17 protein-coding genes are annotated in these 20,657 nt (G+C 59.1%); all 17 read right to left on the minus strand.

Annotated elements, in window-relative coordinates:
* Window positions 1–891 (minus strand): DUF262 domain-containing protein (locus JHD73_RS05075; protein WP_199028431.1); only part of this gene is annotated, 891 nt, incomplete at its 3' end.
* Window positions 892–1,030: 139 nt separating this feature from the next.
* The gene (locus tag JHD73_RS05080; protein WP_199028433.1) at window positions 1,031–1,756 is read right to left on the minus strand and encodes a hypothetical protein; all 726 of its coding nucleotides are present in this window, start codon (window positions 1,754–1,756) and stop codon (window positions 1,031–1,033) included.
* A 32-nt stretch (window positions 1,757–1,788) separates the two neighbouring features.
* Complete coding sequence (locus tag JHD73_RS05085; RefSeq protein ID WP_199028435.1) at window positions 1,789–2,538, minus strand: hypothetical protein; 750 nt, start codon at window positions 2,536–2,538, stop codon at window positions 1,789–1,791.
* A gap of 29 nt (window positions 2,539–2,567) precedes the next feature.
* Window positions 2,568–4,154 carry a hypothetical protein gene (locus tag JHD73_RS05090; RefSeq protein ID WP_199028437.1) on the minus strand — a complete coding sequence of 529 codons (1,587 nt, stop codon included), beginning with the start codon at window positions 4,152–4,154 and terminating at the stop codon, window positions 2,568–2,570.
* 101 nt (window positions 4,155–4,255) lie between these two features.
* The gene (locus JHD73_RS05095; protein WP_199028523.1) at window positions 4,256–5,668 is read right to left on the minus strand and encodes a hypothetical protein; all 1,413 of its coding nucleotides are present in this window, start codon (window positions 5,666–5,668) and stop codon (window positions 4,256–4,258) included.
* Window positions 5,669–5,704: 36 nt separating this feature from the next.
* Window positions 5,705–6,610: a hypothetical protein gene (locus JHD73_RS05100; protein WP_199028439.1), complete on the minus strand. Its 906-nt coding sequence runs from the start codon at window positions 6,608–6,610 to the stop codon at window positions 5,705–5,707.
* Between the two features lie 14 nt (window positions 6,611–6,624).
* Window positions 6,625–8,391 carry a KH domain-containing protein gene (locus JHD73_RS05105; RefSeq protein WP_199028440.1) on the minus strand — a complete coding sequence of 589 codons (1,767 nt, stop codon included), beginning with the start codon at window positions 8,389–8,391 and terminating at the stop codon, window positions 6,625–6,627.
* Window positions 8,392–8,437: 46 nt separating this feature from the next.
* Entirely contained in the window at window positions 8,438–10,585 is a 2,148-nt protein-coding gene (locus JHD73_RS05110; protein WP_199028442.1) for an ankyrin repeat domain-containing protein, read from the minus strand.
* A 312-nt stretch (window positions 10,586–10,897) separates the two neighbouring features.
* Window positions 10,898–12,148 (minus strand): hypothetical protein, encoded by a 1,251-nt coding sequence (locus JHD73_RS05115; RefSeq protein ID WP_199028444.1) that lies wholly within the window; start codon window positions 12,146–12,148, stop codon window positions 10,898–10,900.
* A gap of 32 nt (window positions 12,149–12,180) precedes the next feature.
* On the minus strand, window positions 12,181–13,458 hold the full coding sequence (locus JHD73_RS05120; RefSeq protein WP_233176788.1) for a type II toxin-antitoxin system HipA family toxin: 1,278 nt from the start codon (window positions 13,456–13,458) through the stop codon (window positions 12,181–12,183).
* The gene (locus JHD73_RS05125) at window positions 13,448–13,702 is read right to left on the minus strand and encodes a RodZ family helix-turn-helix domain-containing protein (protein WP_199028446.1); all 255 of its coding nucleotides are present in this window, start codon (window positions 13,700–13,702) and stop codon (window positions 13,448–13,450) included. The genes JHD73_RS05120 and JHD73_RS05125 overlap by 11 nt, the downstream gene beginning before the upstream one ends.
* A gap of 109 nt (window positions 13,703–13,811) precedes the next feature.
* Window positions 13,812–14,894: a hypothetical protein gene (locus JHD73_RS05130; protein WP_199028449.1), complete on the minus strand. Its 1,083-nt coding sequence runs from the start codon at window positions 14,892–14,894 to the stop codon at window positions 13,812–13,814.
* Between the two features lie 486 nt (window positions 14,895–15,380).
* Window positions 15,381–16,532, minus strand: coding sequence for a hypothetical protein (locus tag JHD73_RS05135; RefSeq protein WP_199028452.1), 1,152 nt, complete (start codon window positions 16,530–16,532; stop codon window positions 15,381–15,383).
* 24 nt (window positions 16,533–16,556) lie between these two features.
* A complete protein-coding gene (locus JHD73_RS05140; RefSeq protein ID WP_199028455.1) occupies window positions 16,557–17,321 on the minus strand; it encodes a hypothetical protein in 765 nt (254 codons plus the stop codon).
* Between the two features lie 25 nt (window positions 17,322–17,346).
* Entirely contained in the window at window positions 17,347–18,768 is a 1,422-nt protein-coding gene (locus JHD73_RS05145) for a hypothetical protein (protein WP_199028458.1), read from the minus strand.
* A gap of 38 nt (window positions 18,769–18,806) precedes the next feature.
* The gene (locus tag JHD73_RS05150; protein WP_199028460.1) at window positions 18,807–19,445 is read right to left on the minus strand and encodes a hypothetical protein; all 639 of its coding nucleotides are present in this window, start codon (window positions 19,443–19,445) and stop codon (window positions 18,807–18,809) included.
* A 28-nt stretch (window positions 19,446–19,473) separates the two neighbouring features.
* Window positions 19,474–20,415 (minus strand): hypothetical protein, encoded by a 942-nt coding sequence (locus JHD73_RS05155; protein WP_199028462.1) that lies wholly within the window; start codon window positions 20,413–20,415, stop codon window positions 19,474–19,476.
* Window positions 20,416–20,657 lie beyond the last annotated feature (242 nt).

Raw genomic sequence — 20,657 nt, forward strand, 5'->3', positions numbered from 1 at the left:
CTCCAGGCGCGGGCGATTCAGGCGGCCACGCGCCAACGGCTCACTCCACGTCGAAGCCTCAAACTGCGTCCACAACGACTCATACAACTCTGCCGCATCATTGCCGGCTTTCAAGAAGATAAAGTTACGGATGAGGTCTGTGGCATGCAACTCAGCGCCCCGACCATTGAGCGTTTCGAAAATGATCTGCGCATCGTCCTCCTCGCCGAGCGAGATGCAGACAATTGAAAGGTCAGATAGGACAGCACTGGCCAGGGCATTCTGGCGATCAATCGTGGCATCAGGATCCTGCGGCTCTGACAACCAGTTCGAAATCAATTCGTGGAACAGCAGAATCGCTTCCAATGCAGGCGGGTGAATGACGCCGATCTTGCGAAGCGATCCTGTGGCAGTGAAGCTCGCGGGAAAGCGTTGGAGATAGTCGACGATCGAATCGGCCGTCATCGCCTTCTCGTACTGGCCCCGGTCACGAAACGTCGGCCACAGTTTGAATTTCTCCACAGACGGGTCTTCCATCGTCTGCGGGTTATCGTTCATGAGACAGGCTTGTATGAGGGGCAGAAGCTTGTCTGCGCCAGCCTCCCGAAACGCAAGAAGCATGGCCATTAAAACGTACTGAAGCGTCGTAAGACGCTGCTGACCGTCGATGATGTGGTGGCGCTCAACCCCGATGAGCCCATCCTTCTTCTGCGGCTCAAGAACCACTGCGCCCATGAAGTGCGGTACCGGCTTTGCCCCGATCAATCTGCTTTGGGCTTTGTCTCGGATGTCATCCCAGAGCGGCAGCCATTGCTCGTCGCGCGACCAGACGTACGGTCGTTGAAAGAACGGGACGACATAACGACGCCGGTCCTGGAATACCTGCTGCACACTGAAGGTTCTGGATTCCATGGGGATGCGCTTTGACGAGTGGAATTGTCGGGAAACTTATCACACCCGGGCTGCGCGGCCCATGGCCAGGCGCACAAGCAAAAAGACCCGCCGTTCTTCCGGTTTTGAGGACGGCGGATCTGATCGAATTGCAAGGCATTCAGAAGCCCGGTGCGGGGTCTACGCTTACAGATTCAGCGCGCTTGGTGGCGATTGTCTCAACCACCTGGATCTTTCCGAAATCGATCCCCGTCGCGAGCCGTGCATCCTTGTGATCAACCTCCTTGTCTTCCAACGTTGAATGCGCGTCTGCGACTCCAATGTCAATCAGTTTTTCAACAATGTCCGCCAACTCTTGCGGGGTCGCTCGCATCTCGGTCTTGATAGGAATGGTCACCATCAGTGTCCTGTCAACCGAATCCTGCAACCCGTTTGCCTTCCCTGCCGCCTCTACACTAGAACCTTCCAGGGCCACTTGCGCGCGCACTCGCTCGCGCAGCGCAAAGAAGATTTCGGTTCTGCTTTCGAGATCGTCTGAAGCGTTTTCAATGAACCACCACAATGCATCCTGAAGTGGCAAGCCATTAACGTAATCGAGGTACTTCGGCGCGCCAGGACCTGCAGATGTCCTTGACATTACGATGCCCCAAGCCTCCGGGTTCTCCACGCCTTCCGTCTCGATCGCGTCCAGCAAAGCCGCGCGCTCGCTGGCGAATGGCCCGTGTTTCGTCGGCGCCTGATCTTCGGTGTCTCGCCAGTAATGCTGCCCTTCAATAACTTCCGACCGAACACAGGGGAGCCATAGCTCGCCTCGTGTCAGCCCAATGACGCACACCTCGCGCAGTTCCTCGTTCGACAGCGCATGGCAGTTGTATTTCGATTCCATGGTATGAAATTCCCCTCTGAAGACTGAATACGTTATAGGTCCGGCGACGCGGCCGGGCTCGATGCGGGATCGCTCTGGATCCGTTCGATATCAGTCCTTGGGCTGACCAGTGCCCCTTGCGCGCCCCCATCGACAGCCGGCGCCGCAGCTTCCGAAGCAAGCAGGTCCTGCGCGCGCTGCTCCAGATGCGCATAAAGCGGTACGCTCTTCAGCAACTCCACAGTCTTCTCTGCGAGAACGATTCGGTCGTTCCAGCGCCTTAGATCATCCGCCGAATAGTCACCGTTGATTTCAATCTTCATGTCCCGCAGCTCATGCGCATCGGACACGAGCGAGTCCAGCGAACCTAAGCCCGCGGATTCGAACTGACACGACGTCTCTTGCTCGTAGTGACGGACAGCGCGGCCCATCTCCACGATGAAATCCAGCCCCGCGCGATCACAGTGGTGCATGAGGTTCGTCAGCAGGTCAGCCACTGCGTCTTCCTCATCGCAGCGCGTTTCCGCCTTGAACGTCGCGAGGGCCTCGCGAGCCCACGACGGGCGCTCCGAGTTCATCCCCTCAGGATCGGGAACTTCAGACAGCTGCGCCAGCATGCCCATCTCCTGCCTTGCACTTTCTACAGCTTGGCGAATCACCTCCTCGCGCTTGCCGGCCGGCAGATCCTTCCCACCCACCAGCCGGTGCACCGCCTCCACCCGGCTTGCACTGGGGTCTTCCCCCATCGCCGTGAGGGCTTGGATGACATCTTCTTGCGTGACGTCGTTTGTCTTCTGGTTCATGTCTCTTTCCTCAGTGCAAAGGGCCCGGCTTACAGGTCTAATGAAGGTTCGGCCAGGTCATTGATGCTCTTCCCCTCAGAAACCTGCGAGGCCGCTTGATCCACCTTGGACATCATTTGCTGAAGCATCGGGAACAGATGGTTTCCTGCGCCAACGATAAGTGGACCCTTCAATCCCAGGGCATCGTCGATACCTTGGCGACACGCTTCCGCCTCAGCAGGCGAAGAAAAAACAAACTCCACGATATCGGCGTCCGCTGTGATATCCGTCTCGCGTGTGAATGTCACTTTGCTGCCGACCACGTTCAGGCCATCGATCTCATCGAATTCGTCCTCAACGGCACCGATCCCTTCTTGATAGGCCCTGAGTTCGTTTTGCGTAGCGAATTTGCGCTCCAACATGTTGTCCGGACGAACGCCGTTTCTGGCTTGGGAAATGTCCTCCTGTGTCGGAAGAATAAACACGACGATTTCCGGCGACTCCTTCGCGCCATCGGTCAAATCATTCTCCGCGGCAAATGCCAAGCTAACCTTCTCCCAGCACCAGCCCGAAGAACCCACGCTAAACACCTCAACACGCTGACCATCGACTTCAATATGAGTCGCCTTTTCGATGGCCACTTCCTCGCCTTCGTCCTTGATGCGAACGACGTTGTTGCTTACATCAAACTCAACCTCGTCGGGCATCAGTTCGGCGATCATCTGCACCGAGGCCCTGGGGAAATACGGCTGCTGGAAACCGTTCCAGAGCAGTCCACACGTGTACGCAGGAATACTGACGTCACCGTCAAACCATTCCCCCGTGACGTTCACGGCCTTGAACAGCATGTCAGGCTCTTTTGGGCGCCCATTGGTGCTACCTGCATTGGCCACCTCGCCACCGTCATATAGTCGTGCCGCGTATGTCTGCCCGACAATCTTGACCGCGTTGTCAGAGAATCGGCGCACGAGATCGACGGTCGTGGACGCGTCGTCATGCTTCGAAATTCGGACGCAATGAGGTTCAAGCGCGTTGCGTCCCTCTGAGTAGTACTCCCCTTGCAGCTGGTAAACGTCTTCACCACCAAAGCCCACGAGATACACCACAGCTTCCTTCTTGCCAACGGCGGTATCGAAGGCTCGGCTTGCGATGGCCGTGCCGTCTTTCGCCTGCCAACCGCAAGACACCAGCGTGTCGGTCACACGAGCGATGAATTGCGCCTTCGGCTCCAACACATCGACGTCATGCTGGGGAACGGCTACGCCACTCTTCATGCGAATGGCACCCCAGGCAAGGGCATCACCAAAGGCGGCAGCCCACGCCTGCTCCTGATTCGGATACTTCCCGTCGGCGTACACTTTCGCCTTCGGGAAAATCGTATGGCGCGCCTGCACACTCCAAACGTATTGGTCGGCTGCACTTTTAGCCAACTCGACGCTGTAACCCATCCCCGCCAACATCTGCGGCAACGTCTCGACTTGCCTACGCATTGCGTCCACCGCAAGCCGTTTCGCCTGATCGCTTGAACCGACACGAAAACCTTGCACGTTGACAAACGCGCGCACCGCCTCGACACGCCCTGCACTGGGATCCTCGCCCAAGCTCACCAGCGCGGCGATGACTTCTTCATTGGACATCTGTGTACTCAGCGAGCCAACCATTGCATGCTCCTCAATCCAGAACTGGCCGCGCGTCAGCCTGCCGCGCCTAAGCCGAAATCAACCGCCAATGCGGCGTCTCACACGCCAACGTCCGGCGAGACGTTTTCCTCGCGGGCTCGGTTCTTGTCGTTGACGTATTCCGTGTAGGCCTCGCGATCGAGCCTCCCAAAATTGAGCCCGTGCACATCGCAGTAGTGCCGCAGATCTGCGAGCATCAGTACAACCGCATCGCGCTCATTGGGACCGGCCACGAGGGAGGCAGACTCGTCGGCAACACGCCATGCCTTCATCGCCTGTTCGAATCGAGCAACCTGCATCTTCGGATTGAAGGACTGCTCTGCGCTGAACTCCGGCATCTGCGCCGGAATGCTGATGGCAACGTTCACGCGGGCCGGGTTGCCCAGATCGTTCAGCATTTCCTTGCCACGTGCTACCCAACGATCCGCTTTCTCGGCACCCATGTGTTCGCGATCGGCGCTGCACGGATCTGCCAGGAGCTCCGTCAGGTTCCCCAGCGCGAGTTCGACGATCTTCACGTCCTCACTCGCATCCTGTTCCAGCAGGCTGTAGTACTCCTCGCGCTGTTGCTCGGTGTACTGAAAGCATTCGTCCAAGCCAAAATGCTCACACACGAATTCCCAGGACGGGCGACCTTCGTGCGTGGCATCCTGCTCTTCATCGTCGCGCTTGAAATCTTTGACGAACTCTCCCAGCTCCGCCGAGCCCTCTGCGTCCCCCTCGTAGTAGACACGGCCGCCCGAAACAGCCTTCACGAAGACCGTGCCTTCGAGCTCGTCGTCGGCGAACCGATACGGGGCACCGACTTCAGGCTCGACCGGAGCAGCCGCAACTACGTTGTATCGGGCCGGGTTCGGCGTCATTTCCAAGACCCAATTGAGCACCTTCACACGCGTATCGAGTTCCACACGAGCATCGTCACCGACACGCGGAAATTGAGCTACCGATAGATCATCACTGTTGAGGGAGTCGCGGAATTTCGCGAGCTCCTTTTCAAACAGGTCCCTGCCCCAATTGATTTCTTTGGCCATCACTTCAGGCGTCAGCGGAATCGATACCTCGCCCTTCTTGACCGGCGTTGTGTTGACGTCAGGAAGCATCTCCAGAACCCAGTTCAAGCACGAGGCGCGAGTGTGCAATTCAATGGCTGCAAGCACGCCAGTACGGGGGAATTGCACACCCGAGTAGTCCTTCGAATTCAGCCCTGCATTCGCCTTGGCAAGATGTTGCTCGAAGAGAGAGCGCGCTTGCCGAAGGTCAGCCGCCATCGGCGGCAAGATCTGGTTCGGCTGCACGTGAACACGCTGCTCGTCGACGGCGCGGCGAATAGCATCCTCCCCAACCAGGTCGCCCTGCGCTGCGACCAGCGCGTGAACGGCATCAACCCGGCTGCCGCTCGGATCCTCGCCGTGAAAAATCAATGCAGCGAGTACGTCTTCTTTGCTTACACCGTTGCCATTGTTGGCTTGCATGATTCGATCCATTGTTGTTTGTCTGGGAAGGGTTACTCACAAGCCCGGAGCGGGCGTGCTGTCGTCCGGAGTGCTTGCGCGCGCAATCGCTGCGTCAGCGTGCATGCCCGCAAAGACGTTGGTAGCGGCATCGCGGCGGCGCGCGATCCATTCGGCGCTGGGTCGCTCATTCGAAAGTCGAATTCCCTCGCCCCACTGCATCAGAGATTCACCCGTGCGGCGATCCCACACGCCGTACGCTCCAACCGTGCACGTCACGATCTGAAGGTTGGAGACAGCCACCACCGGGTATTCGCGCCCAGCATGATCAAAGAGCGGCCGGGTAGGATCCAACGGAGCAACAGGTCGCGGATCCGCCTCGCGCAGGACCGTCATTGCTTCGTCTGGGATGCTGCTCGGCGCGGCCTTGGCAGTTCGCTCGTGCCCCGCTCGCCCTGCTTTCGCGCGGATATCGAGTACTGACCCGAAAACGGAGTCCTTCATTGCATGCTGCTGCAGCAGATCCGTTACGCAAGCGGTGAGCTCCGCCAGCTGCAGCGGCAGCTCAAAATCTCGCGGCAGTTCCTTCGGCAGATCCGTCACCTCGATAACCTTGTCCGGATAGAGACCGGTACGGGAAAGAAGCTCAACAAGCTCCTGATGACCAAACGGCGCGCCAACAGCCAAGATCAGATCATCCGTGGCATCTGTGCCACCGTCGAATCCGGCCAGCGTCAGTTCAAAAGCGAAGTCACCGGCAGCCGCCGGAATCTGCTGGCGCACGGCATTGACCGCCAAGCGAATCACGTCCTCACGCTTGCCGACATCCAGCACCATCTCAGCCAGGTGTGCGTGCACCGCTTCCACCCGGCTGGCGCTCGGGTCTTCACCAAGCGCACTCAGCGCAATCAGAACCTCTTCTGAGGTGACGTCCGTGACGGGTTGGGGAGAATTAGGTTTCATGGCAGCCACTCGGGTCAGAATTCAAGGCCTTGCTGCGCTTGCACAGCGAGCGCCGGCTGATCACGATTCGCGATGGCCGCGGCGGAACGCACGCTGTGGTGCGCATCGTTTAGCAATGCGTGTTGCGCCTCCTCGCTGCAGCGCGCGAACAGCGCTTCAGCGACCTTGAAGCGCGCGCCGCGATCCAATGTCTGCAGGTCAGCGGCTTCGATCGTGTCCTGGCCCGCCAGGTGGTTGACCTCGTTGTCGCGCAGCGCGTAGAAGAACTGCACAACCGGCGCCGGCATGCCGCCGCGCGCGTGATAGCGGTCGCTCAACTCGCGGGAAGAAGGAAGCTTTTCCGGGGCGGGACGCTTTTCGGGGGATACCTGATCCTGCTCGGTGAGGATCTCGGCCAGCGCGCGCGCCTGCGAAACCGGCGTGGCCGCGAATTTGTCCGTCAGCACCTTGCCTGCCACGGCTTGGCGCAGTTCGGCCATCAAAGTGGGGTTCTCGTCCGCCCATTGACGCCAGAGCCCTGCGTACGCTTTCCAGATCTCGTCTTGCGTCATCGGCTGCAGCGGGCTCTTGCCCTTGCCCAGGCGCCAATGGTTGCCCTGCACCCGGTACCCTTTCACATCGAGCTGGTACGCCTCCTCAATGGTTCGGCCGTCGGCAAGGCGCGCATTAAGGGCGCTGAAGCGCTTGTCACCAGCACTGGATATCTCATAGCCTTCGACGCCGGCAAAGGGGTAGCGCGACCAGGCAAATGCCGAGCGGCGTTCCAGCTGCAGCGCCTGCAGCTGCTTTCGGACATCGACGCTGTAGACGTGCAAGTCATTCGCATCGACGACGTGCGACTCGCGTCCTTCGTCCAGGAAACCATTGCACGACTGCACGGCCTGGAGAAGCGAATCGGTCTTGTGCGAGCAACCTTCATCGCACCACACGGAAAACTGCCCGCTCACCTCCGTTGGCCGGACTGCATCGGCAGCTTCAAGCTGAGCACGTGCCTCACCGCCGTCGGCCAACGACGGCTTGAGATAATTCGAATCGTTCGGCACTGGCGACCATGTCACACCATGGATTTCTACAGTCTTGTCGTAAAGCAGCTCCCTGAGCGGCACCTCAAACCGGATCTGCTTGCCGTGGTTACTGGTGTCGCCCGGATGAACCGCGACGCCACCAAAAAGGGTTGCCTTCGCGTCGTGGATGACCACCACATCCGCATCAGCGACCGCGAACGGGTAGCCCTTTAGGCGCTCAACCAGTCGCACCGGATAAACGCCAGGCAGCACCGTATAGAACGCATCCCATGCCGGCACAGGATTGCTTTCCCGGTATTCGGTCGGGGAAAGAACCTTGATGAATGCGGCGCCGCAAGCGTCGATGTGATTGCGCGCCGCGGAGACGACCTGCTGAATGGCCTCGGCACGCTCGCCAGACGGCAGATCGCGACCGGCAAGCTGGAGGCTCAGAGCTTCCACCCGCGTGGCATCCGGATCCTCGCCAAGAGTCGCCAGCGCCTCAATCACTTCTTCAGGCGTTGGTTGAATCGTTGCATCCAACTTGCCTGGGTGTTGCCCGTTTGTGTTGCCGAGTTCGACAACCGGCACGTATGCCTTGCCGTTCCACGCCTGCAAGTCCTCCATCGTGGCCCCCTGCCTGCTGCGATTAGCTTGGAGCAACGCATCAGCATGATCAGTGGCGCCGATCATGATCCAGCCATACGCCGACCGGCAGCGGTAGGACAAAAGCCCATGAGCGGCCAGCGGCTTGTTGGTGAGAGAGATGTCTTTCATGTTCAAGCCCCTTGAGCCCGTAGATTCAGTTCGTTGCGCCATGTTTCTAAGCCAGCCCCATCGCAGCAGCTTCGACTTCCGCCGCAGGGGCGCTGTCCGGCTCAGACACGGCAGGCGCGATACCGATGAGGGCGGCGATCGTCTTCTCGCCCTCACTGATCGCATACGCGATGTGGTTCTGACCGGCCAGAACGACCGGCGCACCACTTGAGGTGTCAATCACAACCTCGAAATGCGGGAGCGTACGAGCAAGCTCATAGCGAAGATCGCCGAGCCCGTTGGCCGCGTGCTTTGCGTATTCCTCGGTCAGCAGGTCAGTCGCCTGCTTCTTCGTCATCATCCCTTTGATTGGGTACTCGCCATCGCGCTGCCACACGCGCGCTTCGGTATCCACTTCATCAGTGCGATAGCGCCGCACGTCTTCGAGCAGCGCGGCCTGGTCCTCTTCCAGCAGTGAGTACGGGGTCTGGCCACGGGCCGACTCATGTGTGAGATCTGCACCGAAATCTTCCAGCACCAGCAGGCAATTTGCGAAGCCGAGCGCGGCCGCATAGTGGGCCGCCGTTTGCCCTTCCCTGTCGGTCGCGTTCGGATCAGCGCCCGCTTCGAGCAGCGCTGAGACCACCGACGCCCGCCCGCCGCGGGCCGCTTCCATGAGGGCATTCATGCCGTTGCCGACATGCAGTTGATTGATCTCAATAGGCCTGGCAGCCAGCTTGGCGACGGCGCTTGCCGGCTTACCCGTCCACACGGCGTCATACAGCTTGTTCTCCGCGGTGCTCACACGCAGCAGCGAAGTTTGCTGAACATCGCGATAGACGTCGTGCTTCTTGACAGTCGCATACAGGTGGACGCGATCGCCCACGTTGGCGACGTCACCGCCGGTGCTGAACCACACCAAAATGTTGCCCGCATCGTCACGGAACCGGTATAGCGTCTTGTCGCCATACTGGTCTCCCGGAATAACGGTGCGACCAATCACGACAACGGGGTGGTGCTCGATCTTTTCGTCGACCGTGCCGACGAACTGACTATCACGATCGCTGTCGCGCTCTGCAGCTTTGCGCTGCTGGTAGTCATACGAAGGCACAGCCGCAGCAACGATGCCGATATGGCGATCTGCAACGTCATCAGCAGAACCCAGCACTGATAGGTTATGCATGAACGTCGAGCTGGCCCGAAGCGCGTCCACTTCCTCAGAACGAAGCCAGGCAATAATCTTTTTCGCCTTCTCAACATCTTCCGGACGGACAACCTCAGGCTTGATGATCGGGCGCTTAGCGAAGTGCTCGCGAACGATGTCGCTCGTCGACATGACCATCTGCTGATCCGCTTTCTCCTTCGAGCGGTAGCCGCTCACCCGCACTTCCGCACAGGCGGCTTGGAGCACACGCTCAATGGGAAGCTTGGCGTCCTCACCGTTCGCATATGCCGGCTCACGGAGCTCGTCGATCAGGTCGTGCATCTCGACCAGCAGCTGCAGCATTGCCGTTTGGTGATGCGGGTCGTCACCATTGAAAAAGTCAGTCAGACATGACTGCCCGACCTGCTTGTATTCGCCGCTGGCGACCTCTTGCAACACGAAGGTGTGGACCCGTTGCCGGTTCAGCTGACAGTGATCGCAGTTAGGTTCGCAGTGCATGTATGACTGCGGGAAATCGAGACCACGAACCAACGGCGCATCCGCACCGGGTATGTGTTCGAGCTTTCCGACGATCCTATGGCCGGCAATGACTGGCTTCTGCCCAGTCACTTTGACGTCGCATGCCTGAAGCTCCACGCGTTCGCCGCGAGTCTCGCCGTCGTAGACGTGGACCTTCTCGAAGACTGCCAGCTTCGGCTCCGAAGCCTCCAGCGTAATCATCGGCATGCCCAGCTTGGCCGCACGCTTGTTCAGCCGCGCGATCACCTCACGCAGGCGCCCCATGTGCTCCAGTGGAATGGTGAAGATTCGCGAGAATTCGCCGGCAGGCACCTCTACCGTGTTCGACTCGGACATTGCGTCGAGCCGTTCGCGCGCTTGCGTCACGGCGAGACGCACACCGGAGGCGCGATCGCCTTCTGCCATGGGGTCGCCGGTGATGAGGCCTCGGACGGCCTCCACGCGGTTGACATCGGGATCCTCGCCGAGGTCCACCAGGACCTCAAGCACCTCATCAGCTGTCAGTACATCTCCTCTTGTCACCTGGCTCATTTTCGGCGCCTTGTCCGTTCATGCTCTTGGCCAGGATCGTATGCAAACAACTTAAAAAGAGCAAATATACTGAGCTATTTTGCGTTTTACTCCATCAATGATCTTTTTTAATATATTTTTCCGTTACCAAATCAGGGGGTGCGGTGTCGCTAGTGTGTGGCCCGGACCGCTATCCGTACGGCACGCGATCCGTCCACCGACCAACATGCACCTGGCTCCCAGCCCGATCCCGGGCAACAGTGCAAATTCGCTACAAGGTCCCGCACCGAATCCTCAAGGCGGCCAGCACCAACTCACCACATTCGCATCGGTTTAAATACCAGGAGACACGTCATCCCTCTCAAGCTGCCCACCCGGTGATTCCACTCTGATGAGTCCGCTTGGTAGCCTCCTCCACGTAGGATCCGCACGAACCCTATCGATATCTTCTTGACGGACAGACACCCCATGGCGGATCCCGTCCCGTACTACCTCAGGCGACGGGAAGTCCATTTTCCCCTCTCGCCCCCAACTACCAGAGCACCAGTTCAATAAGCGATTCCCGTTGACCTGCAGCTCACGAATCCCCAACCACCCTGCATATGACGGCTGCTCAAGGTAGGAGAGAATCGCCTTCGTGTCCCTCTCAGGCAACGGATCCCCCTTTGCTGAGTAGCAGCCTTTGAACATACCCTCGCCAACTTCTTGGGCGCGGCGGAATTTATCCTCCTCGCTCAAGGCGTGTTTCAGCGACCCGGCCTCCGATTTCGTCAACTGACGGACAGGCTTGTACGGCTCGTTCTCGTCCAGAGCCTTCTTGATTTCCCTTGCGCATTGCACAAGTGTCGGATGGTAGATTTTGGCAATACCAGCGTCCTCCGATCCGAACCCCAGTGCTTCAAGCTCAGCCTTCGAGATCGGCCCCGACCAGCTGGATGAAAACGGCAAACCGTTCGGGACCCGCTCGAACAGAAAGTATTCGAATTTGTCTGCACCCTTTTTATGTTCGCCGCGCTGCTTTGATCGCTGCACGCAGAATTCGCGTTTCGTCCGCGGATCAACAAATTCATGCTCCACCAGGTTGTGCTGGCCCTTCGCTGTTGCCACTAGTGCTTCACGAATTGCCTCCTCTGTAGCCGGCAAAGGCGGCGACTCAGGCTGATCTAGCACCAGCGCCTGCTTCAATGCCTCTCTTACCGCCTCAAGGACGAACTCTTGTCGCTGCTCGATGCCTGGAACCTGATCGAAGCCCACAGGGATCAGCGAACCGGCCACCAAACTGAAGTAGGCATAGTCCACGCCCTGCACCGCGAACTGAACGCCTTGCGAATCACCAACAACGCGAAACACCTGTTCCTTGTACTCATCCAACGAAGTAGCTTGCGGCGCCACGTAGTGACTCGGGTGCCATTGCCCATCTACATGGTGGGCAAACGCAGTCGACAATCCATTTGGAAACCTCTTGTCTTTCAGCAGTTCATGCACCCTACGCACGCGATTCGCGACCGGGTCCTCTCCCAATTCGGACAACGCCATCAAGACTTCGTCTTCGGTAATCGCGGCAATCGGCGATTTCTTCTTCATCGTGATTTCTCTTTGAACGGATCGCTTCGCATTCAAGGCTCGTACGGCATCGAGCTGGGTGCCTTCAGTTTCGCCTTGGCCATGTTCTGGTAGACGTGATCCGGGGCCATGGACATCCGCCCGCCATCCCACTCTGCACGCATGTCATTGAGAAGCCTGGGATCGATCCGGTCTGCGTGCTGGCGCAGGACCTCCGCCATGGCATCACTGATGCGCTCGATCACTGCCTCCGGATTGGAAACACGGCACATCGTCTTGCCAAACGCGAGCACCTCCTCGCGCGACGGGTATTTGCGCTCCTTGTTCAGCTTGAGCGCCATCTGCCGATCCGCGAGTTCCACGCCGTGCCGATTCTGGTACCGGTAGACCGTGGTCGTCACAACGTCATACAAAGGCGAGAGCATCGGTGAGCCCTGGGACGGATGCTCGTATGCCAGGCTGAAGTTCTTCAGGTGCGCATCGCTGTTGCGCACCATCACACTCAGTGCGAAGTACTCGAAAAATCGCTGCGCGCTCTCCGCGGCGTTCTCGCGGCAGTACGCGTCGATCACGCGTACAACGTTCTCGTAGCTGCCCTCGTACTTCTGCTCAGCCGAGCGGTTCATCAGCACGGTCATGTCCTCCTGCCCGAGCTGCTGGTCGCCATCGATGTCAAAGCGTTTCATCACGAACAGGTCGCCGGAATCGGAGAGCCAGAACTCCGGTACCCGAATCCCCGCGACGCGAGCCGCCTCCATGCAGAGGAATTCGTTTTGCGCCAGATGCGGGTAGTCGTCACCGCTGGCCTTCACGATCAAGTTGGGCGTGGCGATCGTAGCGCGCTCACCGAGATGCGAGTCGCCCTCCAGGTCGGGAATCATGACCTTCGGCTGGAACCCAGAGATGCCGGATTGCAGATAGGTGTCCACCAAGTACTCGAACAGCTCGGCCGACTGCTTACTCTTGAGCACCTCCGACAGCGCCACTTTGGCTGGATTGCCTTCCGGGCCGATGTCCGGCTCATAGAAGCGCAGGCGCCCAATCTGGTTGGACCCGGTCAGCGCCAACAGCCGCATGTCATCGAGGTTGTAGACCTTCGCGAACCGGCGCCGGATCCGCTCCAGCAGATAACCCTCCGGCCGGTTCATCGCAAAGATCGGGTGGAGCACCGAACTGCCATAGCTCTCCGCGCGAAGCGGCATGCCAAGGCTCACCTCGCGCTCCCGCAGCGGAGTGTCATAGTTGAAGACGAAGCGGGAATCCTTGTGCAGGATTCCCGACGAACCCTGCGGCGTGTAGATGCTGAGGCGTTTCAGCTTGTCATTCATCATCTTCGAGGAACGAAGCAATGGTGTCCACGGTGGGGCGTACGTCAGTGATGCCAACGCCCTTGCCAAGAAACAGCAGCATGTTGAACATCACGTGCGTGCCCACATTCTTGCCGGCCTCAAGGTCCGCAATGGTCTGGCGCCGCGTCTTCAGCGCGCGCGCGACGTCTTCCTGCGTTTTCCCCAACGCCTTACGCGTGTTCTTGAGCAGGGTTCCAAGATCCTTGGGTGTGAGTGCTGTGTCCATAGGTTCGATTAAGCGGACATCTTAGAAGCCAGTATAGGCAAATGTTCGCTTAATCGCACGAGAAATGGATCAATCGCGGCGTCTTTAAAATAGACAAGCACCGATCGGATCACATTTCCAGACTGTCTTCACCGCTTGTCGCAGTTGCAGCGGCCCCTTGCGACTCTTTTCGCACCGGAACGTCGAGGGTTGCGCGTTCTCGCTTGGCCATAGTGACCTCAAAGCGGACAACCAACTCACTGGGCTGTCGGAGCGGGTTAGGGATCTTCGCCGTGGCCGGATCCCCCTGGTATGAGTCCCAGAAGGACTTGATCTCAGCGAGCTTTGCCAGCCCTCCAGCCTTGCTGAAATATCCTGCCTGGTCGAAGTAGCGCACAGGCGCGTAACCGTTGATCTCCGGCTCGCCACGCACAATCCCATCGAACGTGCACCAGAGCAGCTTGCCATCTTCCAGCTCCTTGTATTCGCGAAGCAGCGACTTGGCGACCGTTGCGTCCTCCGGGGTATCCGGAAGGAAGCGCGCGCAGAAGTCGTCTGCATACATGGAGCCTCCAAAGGGCGAAGGCTTCTTGTGCTCACTGAGTCGAATGTCGACCAGCTGCCAGCACCCCGTGCCCTCATGTAGCGTCATGGCTGCAACGACGTCGCGCTCATCGCGAGCCTTCGACGGGTCGTCGATCACCAGGGAGATACGCCCCTTTTCCGTGATCAGCTTCGTTTTGACGCCGGTCGGGCCCTTCCCTTCCAGGCGCTCAGAAAGCCCCAAGATGGCCCGGAAGTCTTCCGCCTTGCGCATGGCCTTGGCTGACCCCAGATCGAGCGTCACGTCGAATGCTGAGCCATCCGCCCAGATCCTCAACCCACGCAGAACACGGGGCTTTTCATGCTTGGAGCGACGCACCAGGTCAACGCACGTTTCCGAGAATTCCGCGGCGTAGCCCGCCGCGATCGCGTCGTTGATCACTTGGCGCTTTGCTGCGGAAAGAACCGACAACATCTTTGGCACGCTCGCGCGAGCATCATCGACAGCCGAACGGATAGCTTCAAGCCGCCCCTCCGTTGGAAGCGACTGGCCAAGCAGATGCTTGTGCACGTCCTGTACGCGGGTCGCCGTGGGATCCTCCCCGGCTTGTACCAACGCGGACATGACCTCTTCCTGGGTGATCTCTCGTTGATCGGCTTCAACTGCCATGATTTTCCCTATGGAGACGGCGATTCATCGACATCACTCTTTGTGGCACGCTGCGATGCCAATTTATTGGCCATTTCGACCGGTTCGAAGCTCGCTTCGAGCGGCGATGTCCAACACGTCAACCCTCGTTCTCTCGCGGTCCGAAACTGCTGACTCGTCCCGACACAACCGTTGAAGTAGCCACCGTCATACTGGTCGTACGAGATTCCAATCTCTCTGAGAAGACCCGCATGCTCCGGCGTCCCCTCAATCACGCCTTCCCACTTTATGGTGGCGACCATGGGCACGAAGTCGACGCGCCCGTGGCCTGACGATGGCACTCGCTCCGAGATCGAGAGCTTGACCTTGATGTGGTCCCTCGATCCTAGGCAGGCATATCCGGATCCTCACCCGCGGCGACCAGCGCCAGCATGACTTCCTCTTCGCTGATCGGTTTGATCGGTGACTGATAGCTCATTGTCTTTAGGCTCCTCGAAGACAAGTCGCTCACATGCCCGGAGACGGAGCGACATCGTCCTGTGTCGGAATCAACTTTTGCACTACGACCGGATCAAGTTCATATCGACGGGCGACATCTGCAAGGCCGGCACGTCCAAGCGCCTTCGCCGCCTCCTCCATCGCCTGATCGAAAGCATCCGTGATCCCCTCGATGTGAAGGACAGCATCCACCGCACCTGCTGTGTTGGCGCGCAAAAGAACCCCAACCAGGGACGACAGCGCAGCACCTGGCGCAGTCTGCAGTACCGCAGGCTTCGTCTTTTCGCCCAAAGCTTGCTCAACCAAGCTCTCGACCGTGCGCCGCAGATCTCCAGCGAGCATTGGGAAGCGACCATCGTCGCCATGCTCTGCGAGCCAGCTGAGCTTTTCGATGTCTTCGACGCTGAGCGAATACTGGTGCCGCACCCCAGTCTCATCAGACTGGTCTTCCTCGGGCACGAGCCGCTCCTGCAGAAACGCGGCGTACTCGTACTGCCCTGCGATGAACGCCAGAGTGCGCTCATCGCGGGGCGTTAGCACCAGGAAATGCCGGTCGCGCAAATCCAGGGGCTCATCACTGATTTTCTCGACGCTCCCGGAATCGGTATAGGCGCCCTCTTCATAGTCGTCATCCTGCGCAACCGGCCGCCCACGCCAGTCAACCACGTCGATCTGGAAATCATCGAGGTTCTCGATACCCTGGCGCCCGTGGAAAATGTCCTTCGCGGCCCCAGCTCGCTGGCCATTCGACATCCCGGTGTCGTCGAAATCAAAGTTGACTGCCCAAATGCCGGCGAGACCTTCATCACTCGGGTCATCGAGCTCGTCCACTACCTGCCTCACGTTCACACGCAAGCTTCGGCCGCAATCGACCATTGCGCCCGGCACAGGCCAACGAGGAGCCCCGTCTTTCACAAGATCGGGCCCCTGATCCGGCAACCGGGTCACCGTATGCGAATCGCCATCATGAGGGCTCTTCCAAGTGTCGCCCACTCGGAGGCTGCGGATGCCCGCCAGATCTTCGACAGAGTAGCCCGTCGCCTCGCTGAAAAACTCCACACCGAGCACCTGCGTGCCGGGCTTATGGAAATTCTGATCCCACGATGCCGAGTACTGTCGAAGGTGCATGTGGTGAGCCATCTCTGGAGAAATTGCCGTCATGTTCTCGTTCCAATAATCAAGAGGTCAGGGTTCAAGATCAGCAGGAACGTCGGCGCTGCGCGAAACTGCGATTATGTGCTCGCCGAGCTTCGTTTCCAGATCGGCGATCGCCTGTGCAACGGCTGCGGCGTCAGATGCAGCAACGCGCGCCTCGCCAACATGCACAACCTCACCCGCCTCACCAATGGGGACGCCCTTATACTTGGCCGCAAAGAGAGCATCCGTACCATCAATGCGAGACTCCATCCATGCGGTACAGTCGTTGTAGAACCTGCAGAACACTCCCGGCTCAAATTCCTCTGTCCAGACACCTGGGAGCCGCAGCGTCAGCTCGCCTGCGCTGTTTTCCTTTTCTGCCTCTTGCGCCGCCGCAACCAATCGCTCCACATACTCGATCTTGGCGACGTCCTTGCCGCTGCACACCAAAACATCTGCAACAGTATTCAGGCGACTGACGACTTCGCGCGATTGCCCGTGGAAATCGTCCGTCTCGCTGAAAAACATCCTGAGATCAGCTGTCGTCAGCATGAATTGATCGTAGAGAAACGCCCACGCCTTCTGCTTAACATCGGGCAATACCTGGTCGTTCTCTACGGCGACTCGCGACTCACGCTCCAACACGTGAAAGCGGCGTGCCGCACGCAGCAGAAATTGCTCCATGACCGCGACGCGCTGTATCCCTGCGAAACTCTCATTCGCCACATAGGCATCGAACGCCTCATCGTCCTTCGGCAATTCGTCGAAGGACCCTTCTTCTGTTTTGACCGGCACCGCAGCCTTCGCTTCCATAATCAAGTCTCCCTAAGCCCAACGATCACTGACCAAGCCCAGCACTGTTGTCCAGCGACCGGTCAAGGGTGGATTGATACTTTGCTGCATTGGCCCGCGTCATCGTCACGGCATCCGGGAAGGCACGCTTCAGCTCGAAGAACGTCACGATGGCCGTTTCGCTCAGACCCCGGTCCGGCAGATTGCCCACGATGCCGTCGACCGGACACACCACCACATCCTTTGGATCCAAATGCTGGTCGATCAGGCTCACAACCCAATCCCACTCAGCCTCACGCTTATCGCCGAACGCGCCCATGAACTTCGCGAACGCACGTTCGCCGCGAAGGCCATCCGCATCCAGACGCTCCAAGCACGCGATCGAGCGCCAGTCACCATCGCGCCGATGCAATTCCGCGGGTAACTCTTCCGCGAACGTTTCGAGCTGCTCTTTGGCGGACTCGTCCAACCGCACCATGAACTGGCCGGAATCCTCGCGATACCCCGAAATCTGAATGCCAAAGGACTCCAGCATGCTCATCTCCCAGCGCGGCGCCGTCACCGTGCCGTAATACGCGACCTTGCCGCTCGAACGCCACCCGGTGGGCGGCAAAATGCGTTCGCAACGCTGAACGTCGCTGAGCACCTCGATCACACGTGCGATCAAAGGCGATGAACGCTCAACCGCTTCGCGGTAGGCCGCATTGCGCATGTTTGCCGCGATGAACCCTGCGCAGTACTGCCGACGGTCGTCGTTCACGAGCACTGCATAGTCTTCCAAGTCAGCCTCTGCCATGCGGCGTGCCAGACCAGGCTGCAGGTCTTCAATGCTGCGCCCGTTCCTTGTGAGCTGCGCATGCCGTGAAATGATCGCCAGATCGGCTTGCGCTTCCGGGTTTTCAGCGATCAGCCGAGCAAGCTGCGCGCTTTTCAGGTCTTCCTTCTCCGCCACCAGCCGATCATGAGTGGCGTTGCACTCACGGATATCCGCGAGCACGTCGGGTGCGGCTTCTTCAAGCGCTTCCAGGTATCGGCGTGATCGGACTGACTCCATGCTGATGGCGAGATTGAATCGGGCTTCCGCGCCCCTCACTACCCGGAAGTCCGCTGCATCAAGCGCAGCCCACTCGCGGGCGATGCGCGTGGAGACCACCTCGACATCCTGCCGGCGCAGGATCTCAAGCCGAGGATTCGGCCCCGCACCCACCTGTGCATTCAACTCGGGCAGCTTCGCGTGGAAATACGCATCACTCCAGAGCGCGGCGCGCTTCTCGATCGCAGCGACCGCTGCCTCCTGGCGCTTGCTGGAACCATCTCGTGCCTGACGAGTGACCATTTCCTGCAAGGCCTGAGCGGCCTCATTACCATCAATGCACTCGCGAACCTGGTCAAGTGGGACGTCCAGATTCCCACCACCGACAATCATGCGGAGAGTGGGCTTCTTTTCGGTGGTGTGCGTCGTTTCCATGGGGACTCCAAAATAATCTTTCCGAGGCACCACGCCTCTTAGCCCAACTCGGGTCCAGATTCCGCAACAACCTCAGGCGCACTGACACCGTGCGTGGCAAGGATCTGCGGAACCATTGGCGCAACCCAAATGGCGTCGCGCATCGCTGAGACGCGGCCTTTCAGCGCTTTTTCCAGAAAGTCCAATTCGTCCTTGTCTTGCGAGGTCCGCATACGCGAAACCATGTCGGAGGTGTCAGCCTGCATTTCGGACACCGACATCCAGTCACCGCGATCAATTTCGAAAACCATCTCGGCTGCGGCCTCGTAGACACGCACTCGGCTGTCGGTCACACCCAACACCACGCTGGGGGACTTCCAACTGCTCGGATCCGGACGGTAGAAACCAACGGCACCCGGCACAGGCACTGAAATGCCCATCGCCTCGTCTTCCTTGACAGCGTGATGAGCGCCCGCGTCCACCGCGCGGCGCCGCTCCGCTGACTCAGCGGCCTTTCGTTCCAGCAGTGCATTCCGGGCGGCTTCCACTTCGCGAATGACAGCGTCGCCTCGACCGTCCTCAGGTAGCACAACGCCTTGTCTGAGCGCGCCATGAACGGCTTCAGTACGCGACGCTGTCGCCTCTTCCCCAAGCTGAGCCAGCGCCAGCAACACTTCTTCTTTCGAAATCGGATTCATGTTCGACTCACCAACCTGTCCGTTGCGGTTACATAGCTGGCATCGGGGCATCGTCCGCATCCCCAATGCTCAGTTGCCGACCGTTCTCGCGCACGCGGAGCGTCAGGTCACCACGCTGAATCGTGAACTGTTCAGAAGAGTTCCGAGCCTTGAACACGAATGTTTCAGGCGACATCGGCGTACCGGCGTTGTAATGCGACAGGGAGACCGGGTGCCAGATTTGCAACGTGGGTCTGCCGGGTTGAATGCTCGACACCTCATATTCAACGCCGTAGCGGACGGGCAGATTGGCTTCTTCACAGGGTGCGCCCGCAACGTCTGCGAGATCTGCGAAATGGGCTGGCAGTTTGCCGGTGCCGTATGGGTCAGCTTCGAAGTTGTCGAAATCGAACACTTCCACATCCACGCCCGGGTCGTGGAAGGTTTCCGCCACGCCGCCTCGAACCATCACGAGTACACGCGGGTGCGACCGAGCAACATCCATTTCGGCCGAAGGCACCGCAGTCGGCACGACGAGTACTGCGCCTTCGTCACGCACACCAACCAAGTCGAAGAGATCGTTGTAGCTGTCGCCCGTCGGGGCGATCTCCCGATCATCGAGGCCCTTGTTGAAGGCTTCGACGCGATTCCGAACCGCGCACAGTTGCGCCAGGGCTTCCTTGCACGCCGCCACATTGAACGCGCCATCGTGTGATGTCGCCAACTGCAAGGCAGCAATGGCGTTGGCTACCGACGGCTGGGACGGAAGCGGCGCGGCACGACCGGCCTCCGTCTCAGACACGATCTCCCTTCGAACCTGCTCCACGGCGGCCTTGACCACAGCCGATCGGTAGTCGCTCGGCCCAAAAAATGGGTCCAGCCGCTTGCGCACGGCATCGACCCGGCTGACGGTCGGGTCTTCCCCCGACGCCACCAGCGCCTCCATGATGTCTTCCCGGGTTACCCCAGCGATGTACGTGCGTTGAAACATGGCGATCCTCGATATTGAGATCAGGTGCGCCGAAACGGCCACCGAATATCCAACATCGTAGCAACTGCCTCATTAGCATTCAAATCGACATGTATTTTATGTAATCACACCATTCGTGATGCATTTTCATATTTCTTTTTGCTCCTAAATGTCACCGTCTACGGGGTTCACCGCCATAGCAGCGCCAGGAACGACAAAGCCCCGCAGTGGCGGGGCTTTGTAATGCTCGCAGCTAAGAGGAC

It is taken from the genome of Ralstonia sp. ASV6 (assembly GCF_016429285.1).
Classification (GTDB): domain Bacteria; phylum Pseudomonadota; class Gammaproteobacteria; order Burkholderiales; family Burkholderiaceae; genus Ralstonia; species Ralstonia flaminis.

Coding starts and splice junctions, on each gene's coding strand:
- JHD73_RS05125 (WP_199028446.1), bottom strand. CDS start 13,702: ATGGACACAGCACTCACACCCAAGGATCTTGGAACCCTGCTCAAGAAC.
- JHD73_RS05100 (WP_199028439.1), bottom strand. CDS start 6,610: ATGAAACCTAATTCTCCCCAACCCGTCACGGACGTCACCTCAGAAGAG.
- JHD73_RS05130 (WP_199028449.1), bottom strand. CDS start 14,894: ATGGCAGTTGAAGCCGATCAACGAGAGATCACCCAGGAAGAGGTCATG.
- JHD73_RS05120 (WP_233176788.1), bottom strand. CDS start 13,458: ATGATGAATGACAAGCTGAAACGCCTCAGCATCTACACGCCGCAGGGT.
- JHD73_RS05150 (WP_199028460.1), bottom strand. CDS start 19,445: ATGAATCCGATTTCGAAAGAAGAAGTGTTGCTGGCGCTGGCTCAGCTT.
- JHD73_RS05155 (WP_199028462.1), bottom strand. CDS start 20,415: ATGTTTCAACGCACGTACATCGCTGGGGTAACCCGGGAAGACATCATG.
- JHD73_RS05140 (WP_199028455.1), bottom strand. CDS start 17,321: ATGGAAGCGAAGGCTGCGGTGCCGGTCAAAACAGAAGAAGGGTCCTTC.
- JHD73_RS05090 (WP_199028437.1), bottom strand. CDS start 4,154: ATGTCCAATGAAGAAGTCATCGCCGCGCTGGTGAGCTTGGGCGAGGAT.
- JHD73_RS05110 (WP_199028442.1), bottom strand. CDS start 10,585: ATGAGCCAGGTGACAAGAGGAGATGTACTGACAGCTGATGAGGTGCTT.
- JHD73_RS05085 (WP_199028435.1), bottom strand. CDS start 2,538: ATGAACCAGAAGACAAACGACGTCACGCAAGAAGATGTCATCCAAGCC.
- JHD73_RS05115 (WP_199028444.1), bottom strand. CDS start 12,148: ATGAAGAAGAAATCGCCGATTGCCGCGATTACCGAAGACGAAGTCTTG.
- JHD73_RS05095 (WP_199028523.1), bottom strand. CDS start 5,668: ATGCAAGCCAACAATGGCAACGGTGTAAGCAAAGAAGACGTACTCGCT.
- JHD73_RS05145 (WP_199028458.1), bottom strand. CDS start 18,768: ATGGAAACGACGCACACCACCGAAAAGAAGCCCACTCTCCGCATGATT.
- JHD73_RS05135 (WP_199028452.1), bottom strand. CDS start 16,532: ATGACGGCAATTTCTCCAGAGATGGCTCACCACATGCACCTTCGACAG.
- JHD73_RS05105 (WP_199028440.1), bottom strand. CDS start 8,391: ATGAAAGACATCTCTCTCACCAACAAGCCGCTGGCCGCTCATGGGCTT.
- JHD73_RS05080 (WP_199028433.1), bottom strand. CDS start 1,756: ATGGAATCGAAATACAACTGCCATGCGCTGTCGAACGAGGAACTGCGC.